Consider the following 13,877-nt stretch of genomic DNA (forward strand, 5'->3'; position numbering starts at 1 on the left):
AAGGACGAAAATGAAACTAGCCGAGGCGCTGATACTGCGCGCCGATATACAAAAACGCATCGAGCAGCTAAAATCAAGGCTCGCGGATAACGCGAAGGTGCAAGAGGGCGAGAAACCTAGTGAGGAGCCAAAGGTACTACTAGCCGAGCTAGAGGCGCTTACGGGCGAGCTTGAGCGGCTAATCGTTCGGATAAATTTAACCAACTGCACTGCAAAAGCCGACGGCAAGAGCCTAACCGAGCTAATCGCCAAGCGCGATGTACTCACGCTAAAAGCTGGTGCATTGCGGGCTTTCGCGCAAGCTTCCGCGCAAAAAGTGGATGTTTATTCACGCAGCGAGATTAAAATCCTAAGCACGGTCGATGTCGCGGCGCTGCAAAAGCAGGTGGACGAGCTGGCTAAGCAGATCAGACAGCTTGATACGACGCTGCAAGGCGCGAATTGGCAGACCGATCTGATCGATTAAAGCGTCAAATTTGGCGGCGAAATTTGAAAGGATTTCGCGAAAAATAAAATTTCGGGTAAGTATCGCAAGAGGCGAGTACGAAACTCACCTGCAAAGCAGGTTTATGGCAGCGCTCGCGGAAACGGGCGCACCCCTTTTACGATTTATTTTCAGTAAATTTACAGGGGCAATGTAACTACGCAATGTAACTACCGCGTACTGATCTAGCGATACCGAGGGCGGGAACGGGGAAATTTAAAACGAAATTTTGATTTTAACGGTGCGCTTGCTGGCTCGCGGCGAAATCTCGCGGCGATTTGGGCGGGCTTGACGCTCAAATTTTGCGTTAAATTAAGGCGCGCTTACAAATTTTGCATTTTAACCACGAGCGTCAAATTTTACAAAAATCATAAAATTTGGCCAAATTTAAAGGATGAAATTTGAAATTTAAAACCCTTGCGCTAGCGGTCGCATTTTTCTTTGTGACGAGCGCAAACGCCGAGCTCACGACAGAAGCGAATTCCATAAATTTTAGAAAAACGAGAGGCGCGGAACAAAATCTCGCGGACGCAAAAGACGCCAAATTTCAAAACGCGCATTTTAAAAGCGCAGATACCGCAGTGCGCGGTGCAAACCCAAACTCATCGCAAAAAGCGACCCTCATCGACGAAGCGAAAAATTTCTACCGCGTGGACGAGCTGCTGTTTCGTAGCGCTCAGCTTGATGGAAGCTACGCCGCAAAGCTGCATGAGCTTGGTATCAAAAGCATCGTAAATTTGCGCCATTTTAGCAGAGACGGCGACAAAAGGGCGTTTGGGAATCAATTTTGGCTCGCAAGCAAGCCGCTTCAAAGCTGGGAGATAAAGCCCGCGCAGATCGCGGACGTCTTGCGCACCATTCGCGAGCGCCAAAAGGAGGGCGCCGTGCTCGTGCACTGCTATCACGGAGCCGATCGCACTGGGCTTGTGGTGGCGATGTACCGCGTGATCTATCAGGGATGGAGCCTGGATGCCGCGCGCAGCGAGATGATAGACGGCGGATACGGCTTTCACTCCATGTGGCAGGATATCGCAGGCTTTTTGACGCCGCAAAACGAGGCACTCGTAAGAGCCGAGCTTGGAATTTAGACGAAATTTCGCCCGTTAGTCAGACGGCGGCAAAATTTGTAAATTTAATAATGACAAAGTGCCGTTGATAACGAAATTTTATAATATGGGCTATGTATATTTTCTGGGGCGAGGCTCGGGATACACCAAAATGAGGGCAAAAAACGAGCTGCAAAGGCGCGCGGAATTTGAGCAAAAATTTGAGGCGTGCAAGCAAAAGGCGCGGGAAATTTTAAATTTATAGGTATCGCTAAAATTTTACTCTTTGCGGCGAGCTAAATTTAAAACCGTAAATTTCTGCAAAAAAGCAAAGAAACCTTAAAATAGTAAAATTCAGGTCGTAAAATTTTACGCATTTTTCTACTGAAAATTCTCATACTCTTTTTCAAATATGCGCTCATATCGCTGCCGCGTGCGTATCGCAATCAAATCGGCTAAATTTAAAGAGCTCGATTTGCGTTTGCGGCGACGGGGCGCGTAAAATGCCGCAGATATCAGACAAAATATCCGTAAATTTATCCGAAACGCAGTAAAATTCGAGCGGCAAATTTAACAAAAGGAGCGATCGTGGAAAATTTATTACTGGCGCAGCTGCGCGAAGCGCTACCGCAGGGCATGCGCGTGCCAAGCGAACTTGAGGCGCTTTATGCGTGGATCGAAGCAAACAGCTTTTATGACGACGTTGGCGGGCGCAGACGCGGCTATCTCTACCCGCAGGATCGGCTACGGCAGAGCTGGAGCGGCGATGAGCGCGAGGGCGGCACGGACATCGTATTTTTCACGGATGAGCCGAAAAATCGCGACGAGGAGCTAAGGTATTGGTTTTACGGCGAGGATCGCGAGCTTGCCGCGGAGATCAAGCAGCGGCTTTGCGTGTTCGCGGGCAGCGGCTCGGAGGGCTCGATGTGCGCGCTGTGGCTGGACGATGCGGGCGAGACGAAGATCGTGCACATGGGCTCCGGCTCGGGCTCGACGATGACCTGCGTTTTGGCTAACAGCGGGCTTGATTTTTTGCGATTGCTTGCGATCGGATACGACGAGATCTGCTGGGATGAGGATTTTAGCGCGCCGCCAAACAGCGAGGATGACGATTTTATCGTGCATCCAAACGAGAAATTTCAGCAGCGGGTAACACAGATGTTTAAAACGACGATCCCGCAAACTGCGCTTGAGCTCGTCGCGCCCGCGCATCTAGACGACGAGAACCCGAGCGACGAGTTTTTGATCTGGGTAAATCGCGTCGCAGAGTGAAATTAAAGCGGCTTTTGCGCCGTTTAATGAAGTGTTTTGGACCCTATTTGCGTAGGAAACCTTGAAATTTAAGCTTTTACTGGCTAATTTAAAGAGCGTAAATTTAATGGATATCTTTTTATTAAAATTTGGCGGCGGTATCTATATAGAAAAGCATTAATCATCTATTACTACTTCTGATACTTTTAAAATTTTTAATAAATTTGCTCGATAGAATTTAACTCTTTGCAGTGTAGCGGCGAAATTTCGCAGTGATCTGAAATGCGGGTGCGATGTAAGTTGCCGCGTCTTTAGGAATCCAAATAAATTTAGCTAAATTCCGCGTGGATGAGCTGATATGCCAAACATATGGAAGCCTTGCCGGTTTAGCAAAGAACTGATTGATACTTAAATTCTAAGGCAAAAAAAACAAGGCTAAAAGCTTTTCGGCAGTTTTGGCGATAGGTTGTCTTTAAATGTCGTATCAGAAAAATTGTGACCGCAGCGACGCAGGCAGCGCGCTCAGAGCAAAAAAATGGCGCGAGCATCTGTATCGGCGTAGCGCTTTTAGGCTTCATATGAAAGATCGCATCCAAACGATCCTGCTGTCAAATATCCGTATAAATTACGACGGATTTTTATCGAGGGCATGGGGGGGCGAGCTATAAGGTATATCCAGCGAATACGTCTTTGCAGCTAGCTGCGCGCAGGCATTTAAAAGACGGAAAGTAAAAGCGAACAAGTTAAAATCTGAAAGCATTAATAATTGTGCAATAGGTAAATTGCGCTCAGTGGCGAAGTGAGCGCAAACTTTTTGGCAGCTTTGAGCTGTTTGCACGCGCGTAGGTGGCAGGCGCTACTTTACTTTAAATCTCTTTTTGGATCTTGGGTTTGCGCGCACAGAGCAGCAAGCACTAAGCAGCTCGGCGCGGAGGTATCGTATTTTGCACCGCTTTCGCAGTAACTCTCCTTGATACCTGCCAGCTGACGCACTTTCTAGCAATATGATTAATGCTGTTTAGCATTGATGAGGATGAGCTTGGTGAGTGCAATACAAGCCCGGTAGTGTATAGTGAACGCGCGACTTTACGAGTTTAATATAATTTTAACGGAGAGTTTGAAGCAGTAGCTATGACGGGACATACATAGTTTTTTAACGTCTTATGTAAATTTAAAACGAGTATTATTGCGAGCGGGTGCAAATTTTTAGGTAAAATTTTATGCTCATTGATTTTTATATGGTTGTACTAAAGCATGCTTCATACAGAAAAATTTCGTATAAATTTTTAACGTAAACTTTGCCCATTTAGGGGAGAAGAGAAGGGAGTAAAATTTTACGATCAAAAGAGCGGGGGATTATGTCAGCAGGCTGCGTGTGCAACGCAAAAAATAGCGATACAGGAAGCGTATCGAGTAGTGTGGATGAAAAGATGATTTTCATCCGTCACTTTTTAAAATAAAATTTCTCGACTAAAAAGCGATTTTGCCTTTGTAAATTTTAAAATTTTGCTAAAAATTCTTCGTATTTTTCTGCACTTTTTGCGATATATTCGCTATCTGGATGAAATGAAAATCCATAGCCGAAGTGGCACGGCAGCAGTTTAGCACCCGTAAAATTCATAGCGCATTTAAAAGGTGTGATAACTTCTTCTATGCAAAATCCGATCGTGCCGTCTTTTTTATAGTTATTTTGCTCGTCGCCGATAGTGATCGCTAGGGCAAATTCTTTACCTTTTAGCTTGTCGCCGGTGCTGCCGTAAGCCCAGCCGTAGGCAAATACATCGTCGAACCATCGCTTTAAAAGCGGCGGATAGCTGTACCAATAAAGTGGAAACTGAATGATAATTTTATCGTGGCTTAAAAGTAACTCCTGTTCGCGCGCAACATCGATTTTGCCGTTCGGATAAGCAGCGTAAATTTCGTGAATATCAAATTTATCCGCTTGCTTTTTGGCTACCTCGCGCCACGCCTTGTTTGCGTGCGAGCTTGCCATATCGGGATGAGCGATGATGATTAGGTTTTTCATATTTTATCCTTGTTTTAAATTTCTTACATTATATGTTTTTTGGCTGAAATTTTGATTTATCATCTAGCATAATATGGGTATGAAATTTCAAATAAAATTTTACTTCCACCCAAATACTACCGGAAGACTTGTAGTTTTTTGCATGCGATTAGAAGTTAAATTTATAAGCAAATATGGCAGATCCCAAAATCGATAGAATTTTATCTATTAAATTGTATTAAAAATTTTAAATGGTATGAAAAATGCGCCGAAAAATTCGGCGCAAATGAAAGGAATACTAATCTTAGATTAGCGCAGGAGCTACTAAAAATCCTAGAGCAACCGAAAGCGCAACCATAATGGTTCCCGGAAGGAAAAACGAGTGGTTAAATACAAATTTACCGACTCTGGTTGTTCCAGTATCGTCCATCGCGATCGCGCCGAGCGTCGTAGGATAGGTAGGGAGCACGAACAAGCCTGAAACGGCTGCGAACGATGCGACTAAGATCCAAATTTGACCGGAATTTTCAGGGCTAGTCATTCCAAGCGCGGCAGCAACGGCAGGCATCATAACCTTTGTGGTTGCAGCCTGCGAGTATAGCAAGCAGCTTAGGAAATATAGCGCGACGGCTAGTACGAAAGGATACTGCGTAACGACGTTTTTAGCTACCTCTTTGATGCTGTCGATGTGACCGTTTACGAAAGTAGTACCGAGCCATGCGATACCGATGACGCAGATGCACGCATTCATACCGCTTTGGAAAGTGCTGGTAGAGAGCAGTTTGCCCGTATCGATCTTGCACAAAACAGCGATAAGAAAGCCGATAGTTAGCATAAAGCTGATGATCGCACTATCTCTTGAAAGGATTGGTTTTTCCACCAAACCGACGCTCTTTGAGATCGCAAGCGCATAGCAAACGACGATCAAAACGCCGACAGCAAATATCGCAACCGATCTTTTCGCATAAGGCTTCGGCTCTTTATACTCCTCGGCTTTGATCTCGGCTACGAGACCTTTTGAAAGTCTCTCTTTGTAAACAGGGTCTTTTGAAAGATCGAGATCGTAGAATTTATTTACGATGAAAGCCGTGATGATCATAGCTACGAAGGTAGTAGAGATGCAGATAAACAAAAGCTTAGGATAGCTAACGCCTAGCTTCTCGCACAGACCGCTCATAGCGACGAATGCCGCCGAAATAGGGCTCGCAGTGATCGCTACCTGAGACGAGACGACCGAAAGCGCAAGAGGAGCGGAAGGCTTGATGTTCTGCGTCTTTGCGACCTCTACGATAACAGGGATCATAGAAAACGCAGTATGTCCGGTACCCGCAAGTATCGTAAGTAGATAGGTAACGATAGGCGCTAGGAAGTTGATCTGCTTAGGATTTTTCCTTAAAATTTTAGATGCAACCTGAACCAAATAATCAAGTCCGCCTGCGACTTGTAGCGCCGTAATCGCGGAGATTACCGATGCGATAATTAGGATAACGTCAATCGGGATATCCTTCATATCGACCTTCATGCCCAAAATGGCTAGGACGACAACGCCCAAGCCGCCTGCATAACCGACGCCCATGCCGCCTAGCTTAACGCCTAGGTAGATGCCGCCTAGCAACACGATAAATTGCAATATCACCATAAAGTCCATTGCAAAACTCCTTATAAAGTAATTTTTTTAACGGCGCGCAGAATTCTAAAGATTTCAGCAGGTAAAATCCGAATTATCTTTATAATTCAGTGGTCGGAATTCTATGCGGAATTTTATCCTAAAATTTCGCAAGTGGAATTTTACTCCACGGAAGCTAAATCTAACTTGATGAAATTCTGCATCTACGGAATTCTGCACGATCAATTTTATCTATTTAGAATTCTACTTTGCGGAATTTCGCCTATTAAATTAACCGACGAAATTCCGCGCCGCACCTAGTTTGAAACTATTTTTTGCTCATATGTGGGTTGAGCATAGATTTAGGCTCTAGGATCTTATCGATCTCCTCTTTTTTTAAATATCCGCGCTCTAGGCAGATTTCGCCGACGGATTTTCCGGTCTGAAGTGCCTCTTTGGCGATACTTGCAGATTTTTCGTAGCCGATGTAAGGATTGAATGCAGTAACGATACCGACGGAATTTAGCACCGATTTTAGGCAAGCTTCAGGATTTGCTTTTAGATGTTTGATAGCTTTTTCAGCTAGTGTATTCATCGCATTTTCCAAAAGCACGATCGAGTTAAATAACGCATATGCGATGCCAGGCTCAAACGCATTAAGCTCGAATTCTCCGCGCTCGGAGCAAAGCATAATCGTAACGTCGTTGCCGATTACCTCATAGCAAGCCTCGCCTACAACCTCAGCGATGACTGGGTTTACTTTGCCCGGCATGATGGAGCTGCCCGGTTGCATCTTAGGAAGCTCGATTTCGCCTAGACCGCATCTAGGACCGGAGTTCATAAGACGTAGGTCGTTTGCGATTTTACTTAGGCGGACGGCTGCTGTTTTTAACGCGCCGCTAACGTGGACGAAGTCCGCAGTGTCTTGTGTGGCGGCGATGAAGTCCTCTGCGGCTTTAAATTTAACGCCGGTGATCTCGCCCAGTTTTTTCTCGACTACGTTTTTGTAATCAGGGTGGCAGTTGATGCCCGTACCAATCGCCGTAGCGCCCATATTTAGGTAAGTCATCGACTCTCTAGCAGCTTTGATAAGTGCGATATCGGTTTTGATGTAGGTAGCAAAAGCATTGAAAGTGTTTCCAAGAGTAGTAGGAACGGCGTCCTCAAGCTCCGTCCTTCCCATTTTGATGACATCTTTGTATTCTTTGGCTTTAACTTCAAGCTCTTTTTTCAAATTTTCCATAGCTTTTAATAGATCGGTTAGCTTGGCGTAAGCGGCGACTTTGATCGAGCTAGGATAGGTATCGTTGGTGCTTTGACCCAAATTTGTGTGATCGTTTGGATGGAGGTATTGGTATTCGCCCTTTTTATGTCCCATGCTCTCCAAAGCTATATTGGTAATGACCTCGTTGGTATTCATATTCGTCGAAGTTCCGGCGCCGCCTTGGATCATATCGACTACGAATTGATCTCTGAACTCTCCTGCGATGAGCCTGTCGCAAGCTTTTGCAATCGCATCGGCTTTTTGCGCGTCTAGGACTCCGACCTCTTTATTGGCTAGTGCAGCTGCTTTTTTGATTTGTGCAAATGCCTTGATAAAAAATGGATAGTCTTTGAGCGCTCGTCCGCTTAGGTGGAAGTTCTCTAGTGCCCTAAATGTTTGCACACCGTAGTAAAAATCGTCGGAAATTTCTAATTCCCCGATGAAATCGTGTTCTTTTCTGGTCTTTGCCATAATAAGTCCTTTCGTTGAAATTGTTAATGGAATTTTAAAGCTTTTAGTATTAAAAGCAGCTTAAAACGTAACGAAAAATTAAAATTTAGAAATTAGTATGATTGTTTAAGGCTTTAAATATAATTTTACTTAAAAAATATTTTGGAATTCGCTACTAAGGTATAATTACACTTTAATAGAAATATCGTATCGCACGCGGATTATGAAAGTGAAATTATAAAAATTCTTGTTTAGCTTAAATTATAATTTGAAAAATTTAAAGTTAAAGGCGGCAAAATGGAATTTTTTATTGTATTTGTATTTACTAGAGTGGAGCTATTTTTTGCGTTTTATAAAATAAATATATAGGAGCGAGATTATAATGACGACAGCGAACAGAGCGATCGTAATTAGATGCAGATCTTGCTTGATTAGCTCCTCGTTTTCGCCGATGAAATATCCTAAGCTCATCAGTATTAGTGTCCAAATCGCAGCTCCAAGCCCGGTAAATAGCACGAAGCGCGCGACATTCATCTTTGCAAGCCCCGCAGGAAGGCTGATGTATTGACGGATGCCAGGGATTAGGCGGCAGTTAAACGTTGAAATTTCGCCATGGCGGTTAAAAAAAGCTTCGAATTTTGCAAATTTCTCCTCGGTGATGCCTACGTATTTGCCGTATTTAGCGATAATCTTACGTCCAAAAAAGTAGCATAGATAGTAATTAAACAGCGCGCCGGTGATGCTGCCGCCAAGCCCACAAACAAATGCTAGAGCAAAGCTCATCTGCGATTTTGAGGCCAGATAGCCTGCAGGGATCATCACTACTTCACTTGGGAAGGGAAAGAAGCTGCTTTCTAAAAACATCATCACAAAAATGCCAAGGTATCCCCAACCTGCGACAAATTCTACGATAAAATTTACGATATTAGAAAGCATTTGAATTCCTTGATTTAATGTAAAAAACCGGATACGCTTAAAATTTCGCGGAATTTAGCATCAGCAAAGTAAATAAGTTTGAAATTTAACAACCCAGCAATATAAGAGTGAGCTTAAAATTTCGCGAAATTTAGCGCATATAAAACAAAGGCGCGGACTAAAATTTATCCCTGCAAGTTGCCACCGTAGCGAACTTGCATTATAAATTTAATAGCCTCGCGCCTTAAAATTAAAACTATTTTGCGTATTCGATGTTTAGTTTGCCGAATAGCTCATTAGCCTTGTCATCGATTTTTTTATTTACTTTGCTTGGAAGTAATTGATTTTTGATGAGATCTTTTACCTTTTCAAACGGCATAGTCTCAGCCTTTTTGCTGCTTTCTTTGTAGATTATATGATATCCGAATTGCGTCTTTACCGGCGTTTTGCTCATCTCACCATCTTTTAGCGCAAACGCCGCTTTTTCAAACTCCGGCACCATCATGCCTTTGCCAAAAGAGCCCAAATCGCCACCATTTTCTTTCGCACTTGGATCGATTGAAATTTCTTTAGCTAGCTTATTAAATTCCTCTTTTAAATTCTCTTTTTTGACTTTTGATAGCTTCGCAATCGCGTTTTTAGCAGCCTTTTCGTCTGCTACTAAGATATGGCTTGCAGTAACGGAATCTGGTTGCATGAAATTCTGTTTATTTTCATCATAAATTTTTTTAGCTTCCTCGTCGCTGATGCTTACGTCTTTAGCCTGTTCGCGTTGCCATAGATTAAATGCTATGCCATCTTTAGCTAGCTCTAGCTGATGTTTATATTCGTCGCTGTTTTCAATACCTGATTTTTTCGCCTCTGCGATTAGAAGTTTGTATTTGATCAGATCGTCGATTAGTTTTTTCTTCTCATCGGCGGTTGGTTCCTGTCCGCCGTGCTGCATACCTTGAGCCAAAAACGGTGCAACATCCTCATCCGTAATAGTGATATTTGCGTCTTTTGCAGTAGCCAAAACGCCTGCATTAAGCGAAGATATAGCCATAGCGGCAACAAAGCTGAAAGATAAAATTCTTTTCATTATTTTTCCTTTATTCGGTAAATTTCGCGCAATTATAAAAAAAGATAGTAAACAAAATAGCGAATGCCAGCAAATTCGGCGCGAATCCTGCGCCGAATTTTAAAAAGAGGGGAGTTAAAACGACGGGATGATTGCGCCTTTATATTGCGTCTCGATAAATTTTTTCACTTTCTCGCTTTGAATCGCTTTATCTAGCGCCTTGATCTTAGGGCTGTTTTCGTTGCCTTCTTTAACGCTAATAACATTTGTATAAGGGTTGCCCTCAGCCTTTTCTAAAAATAGCGAATCTTTGATCGGGTTTAAATTTGCGTTAAAGGCAAAATTTGAGTTGATAACCGCAATATCTACATCGCCCAGAGTGCGTGGAAGTGCGGCGCCCTCAAGCTCTAAAATTTCTAAATTTTTAGGGTTTTTCGTGACATCTAACGGCGTGCGAAGCTTGGCATTTTGATCAACTTCGATGAGCCCCGCGGCTACGAGTAGATCAAGAGCGCGGCTTTCGTTAGTCGGATCGTTTGGCACGGCAACTTTAGCACCGTTTTTAAGATCTTTTAAATTTTTAATCTTATGGCTGTAGATGCCCATCGGCTCTAAATGCACGCCCACGGTCGCTTTTAACTTCGTGCCTTTATTGGCGTTAAATTCCTCCATATACGGCACGTGCTGGAAAAATCCCGCATCCACGTCGCCGCTGTCGGTAGCGAGGTTCGGGGTTACGTAGTCGTTGAAAACTTTTACTTCAAGATCGTAGCCTTGGGCTTTTAGATCGGGCTTGATCTGCTCTAAAATTTCGGCATGCGGTATCGGAGTAGCGGCGACTACGATTTTTTCGGCAAGAGCGAAGCTGACGACGCTAGCGCTAAGAAGCGAAGCGAGAAGAAATTTCTTCATATTTAATCCTTTTGGTTAAAATTTCGCGGTATTATAGCAGGTAGAATTTTTAATGTCAAGTATTTTTATATGATTTTTTAAAATTTTATCTAAAATATTCTAAAATTCGATATTTCTATATATATTTAAATACTACATTTTATTGTATAATGCAGAATTGGCACGCTTTAATGAGCGCTTTACATAAATTCCGCTAAAATCGCAAAATTTAAAATTTTAAAAAAGGGCTGAAAATGGCAGATTTTTACGACGCGAAAGCCGTAGAGGAGAGCTTTTATAAAATTTGGGAGCAGCGCGGTTATTTCGAGATCGACGGCAATAAAGATATCCAGCAAAAAGGTAAAAACTTTTGCATTATGATGCCCCCTCCAAACGTCACTGGAGTGCTTCATATCGGGCATTCTCTCACTTTTACGCTACAAGACATAATGACGCGATACAAGCGAATGGACGGTTACAAAACGCTGTGGCAGCCGGGGTTAGATCACGCAGGTATCGCGACGCAAAATGTCGTCGAGCGCGAGCTTTTGGCGCAAGGGATTAAAAAAGAAGCGATCGGGCGCGAAGAGTTTTTAAAGCACGTTTGGCGCTGGAAGGAGCAAAGCGGCGGGCAGATCGTAAAGCAGATGAAGCGCCTTGGCGTCACGCCTGCGTGGAGCAGGCAGCGATTTACGATGGATGAAGGGCTTAAAAACGCCGTGCGCAAAGCCTTCGTAAACTTATACAACGCGGGGCTCATCGTGCGCGGAAACTACATGGTAAATTGGTGCACGCACGACGGCGCGCTAAGCGATGTAGAGGTCGAGCACAAGGAGAACAAGGGCAAGCTTTATTATTTGCGTTATTACTTCGCGGACGAGCAAGATAAATTTATCGTAGTGGCTACTACGCGCCCCGAGACCTATTTCGGCGACACCGCCGTCATGGTAAATCCCGCGGACGAACGCTATAAAAATTTGATCGGCAAAAAAGTCGTGCTGCCGCTAATCGGCCGCGAGATAGAGATCATCGCCGACGAATACGTCGATATGAGCTTCGGAACGGGTGCCGTGAAGGTCACGCCAGCGCACGACACCAACGACTACGAGGTCGGCAAGCGCCACGAGCTGGAATTTATCACGGTATTTGACGAAAAAGGAATTTTAAACGAGCAGTGCGGTAAATTCAGAGGCTTAGAGCGACTAACCGCGCGCGATCAGATCGTAGCGGAGCTCGAACGGCTGGGCTTTATCGAAAAAATCGAGGACTACGAAAATCAAGTCGGCTACTGCTACCGCTGCAAAAACGTCGTCGAGCCGTACATCTCGCAGCAGTGGTTCGTGCGCGCAGATATCGCAAAAGAGGCGATCTCTAAGGTAAATTCCGGCGAGGCGGAATTTTTCCCGAAGCACTGGATTAATAGCTTCAACGCCTGGATGCGTGAGCTGAAGGACTGGTGTATCAGCCGCCAGCTGTGGTGGGGGCATAGAATTCCCGTTTTTTACTGCGACTGCGGCCATCAGTGGGCAGATGAGCGCGAGAGCCCTGATGTCTGCCCGAAATGCGGCGGCAAAAATTTTACTCAAGATCCCGACGTGCTCGATACATGGTTTTCAAGCGGTCTTTGGCCGATCAGCACGCTTGGCTGGGGCAATGGCGAGGCATTGAAAAACGAGAAGTGGTTCGAAGAGGATTTGAGCGAATTTTATCCAAACACCATGCTAATTACGGGCTTTGACATTTTGTTTTTCTGGGTCGCGCGCATGATGTTTCAGTGCCAAAACGCCATGGGCGAGCTGCCGTTTCGCGACATCTATCTGCATGCCTTGGTTAAGGACAAAGACGGCAAAAAGATGAGCAAATCGAGCAAAAACGTAGTCGATCCGCTGCTAAAGATAGATGAATTTAGCGCAGATATTTTGCGCTTTACGCTTACAATTTTGTGCGTGCAGGGGCGCGATCTGCGCCTTAGCGACGACAAGCTATTGATATATCGAAATTTTACGAATAAGCTTTATAACGCGAGCAAATTTTTGCTTTTAAACGCTTCTAAATTCGACGATTTAGATGCGGCGCAGATCAAAACGAGCCTCGGCAAATATATGCTTTCGCGCTTTAGCTGCTGCGTGGGTGCGGTGCGGGAAAATTTGGACGAATACCGCTTCAACGACGCTGCGACCGAGCTTTATAAGTTTTTTTGGGACGAGTTTTGCGACTGGGGCATCGAGCTTAGCAAAGCGGACAAGGCCGCGATAGGCGAGCTGGGGATGATTTTTAAAGAAGCGATGAAGCTGCTAAGCCCGTTTATGCCGTTTCTAAGCGAGTATCTGTATCAGGAGCTAAGCGGCACGAAGCTGCAAGACGCGCGCTCCATCATGGTGATGCGATACCCGCAGCCGGGTGGGCGCGATGAGCGGATCGAGGAGCTATTTTCGCTTCTTACCGAAGCGATCGTTAGTATTCGCCGCGCAAAGGCGACGATCGAGCTCGGCAATGCGCGCGTAGCAAAAGCCTACGTTAAATCCGCAGTCGATCTAAGCGCCGCCGCAGACTACATTAAAACGCTTGCCAAGGTAGATGAAGTGGAATTTACGCAGCAAAATATTGCAAATTCCGCTCGCGACGTAAGCGAGAGGTTGGAAACTTTCGTGCCACTTGAGGGAGTCGATCTTAGCGGCGTGATTTCGCGCCTTAGCGCGCAAAAAGCCAAGCTGCAAAAAGAGATCGAAAAGCTCTCTGCAATGCTTGGCAATGAAAAATTTATCTCCTCCGCGCCCGCTGACGTCGTCGCCGCAAACCGCGAAGCGTTGCAAAGCGCGCAGGAAAAATTCGCCAAAGTATGCGACGAATTAAAGGCGTTTGGCGAGTAGTCCGCTCGTTTGAGTCTAAATTTAAATCAAGGAGA

At 44.8% G+C, this 13,877-nt stretch carries 11 protein-coding genes; 5 read left to right on the plus strand and 6 right to left on the minus strand.

From position 1 onward, the window contains the following. Positions 1–10 precede the first annotated feature (10 nt). The 4 genes from QZ367_RS02485 (at position 11) to QZ367_RS02500 (ending at position 2,802) form a co-directional block, all read left to right on the plus strand. Positions 11–466 (plus strand): DIP1984 family protein, encoded by a 456-nt coding sequence (locus tag QZ367_RS02485; protein WP_291936907.1) that lies wholly within the window; start codon positions 11–13, stop codon positions 464–466. A gap of 419 nt (positions 467–885) precedes the next feature. Then, complete coding sequence (locus QZ367_RS02490) at positions 886–1,572, plus strand: tyrosine-protein phosphatase (protein ID WP_291936910.1); 687 nt, start codon at positions 886–888, stop codon at positions 1,570–1,572. 64 nt (positions 1,573–1,636) lie between these two features. Continuing rightward, entirely contained in the window at positions 1,637–1,795 is a 159-nt protein-coding gene (locus QZ367_RS02495) for a hypothetical protein (protein ID WP_291936912.1), read from the plus strand. A gap of 323 nt (positions 1,796–2,118) precedes the next feature. After that, positions 2,119–2,802: an SMI1/KNR4 family protein gene (locus tag QZ367_RS02500; RefSeq protein WP_291936915.1), complete on the plus strand. Its 684-nt coding sequence runs from the start codon at positions 2,119–2,121 to the stop codon at positions 2,800–2,802. Between the two features lie 1,477 nt (positions 2,803–4,279). Here QZ367_RS02500 and QZ367_RS02505 read toward each other — a convergent pair. From QZ367_RS02505 to QZ367_RS02530, 6 genes are all read right to left on the minus strand, one after another. Then, on the minus strand, positions 4,280–4,807 hold the full coding sequence (locus QZ367_RS02505; protein WP_291936917.1) for an NAD(P)H-dependent oxidoreductase: 528 nt from the start codon (positions 4,805–4,807) through the stop codon (positions 4,280–4,282). A gap of 283 nt (positions 4,808–5,090) precedes the next feature. After that, complete coding sequence (locus QZ367_RS02510; protein ID WP_291936921.1) at positions 5,091–6,434, minus strand: anaerobic C4-dicarboxylate transporter; 1,344 nt, start codon at positions 6,432–6,434, stop codon at positions 5,091–5,093. Between the two features lie 286 nt (positions 6,435–6,720). Beyond that, a complete protein-coding gene (locus QZ367_RS02515; RefSeq protein ID WP_005870686.1) occupies positions 6,721–8,127 on the minus strand; it encodes an aspartate ammonia-lyase in 1,407 nt (468 codons plus the stop codon). A gap of 315 nt (positions 8,128–8,442) precedes the next feature. Next, complete coding sequence (locus tag QZ367_RS02520; protein WP_291936929.1) at positions 8,443–9,042, minus strand: DedA family protein; 600 nt, start codon at positions 9,040–9,042, stop codon at positions 8,443–8,445. Positions 9,043–9,277: 235 nt separating this feature from the next. Then, complete coding sequence (locus tag QZ367_RS02525; RefSeq protein ID WP_291936931.1) at positions 9,278–10,102, minus strand: peptidylprolyl isomerase; 825 nt, start codon at positions 10,100–10,102, stop codon at positions 9,278–9,280. A gap of 114 nt (positions 10,103–10,216) precedes the next feature. Continuing rightward, entirely contained in the window at positions 10,217–10,993 is a 777-nt protein-coding gene (locus QZ367_RS02530) for a MetQ/NlpA family ABC transporter substrate-binding protein (RefSeq protein WP_005870677.1), read from the minus strand. 233 nt (positions 10,994–11,226) lie between these two features. Here QZ367_RS02530 and QZ367_RS02535 point away from each other — a divergent pair, with 233 nt between their 5' ends. Beyond that, the gene (locus QZ367_RS02535) at positions 11,227–13,842 is read left to right on the plus strand and encodes a valine--tRNA ligase (protein WP_291936937.1); all 2,616 of its coding nucleotides are present in this window, start codon (positions 11,227–11,229) and stop codon (positions 13,840–13,842) included. The last annotated feature ends 35 nt before the right edge of the window (positions 13,843–13,877 follow it).

The organism is Campylobacter sp. (genome assembly GCF_019423325.1).
Classification (GTDB): Bacteria; Campylobacterota; Campylobacteria; order Campylobacterales; family Campylobacteraceae; genus Campylobacter_B.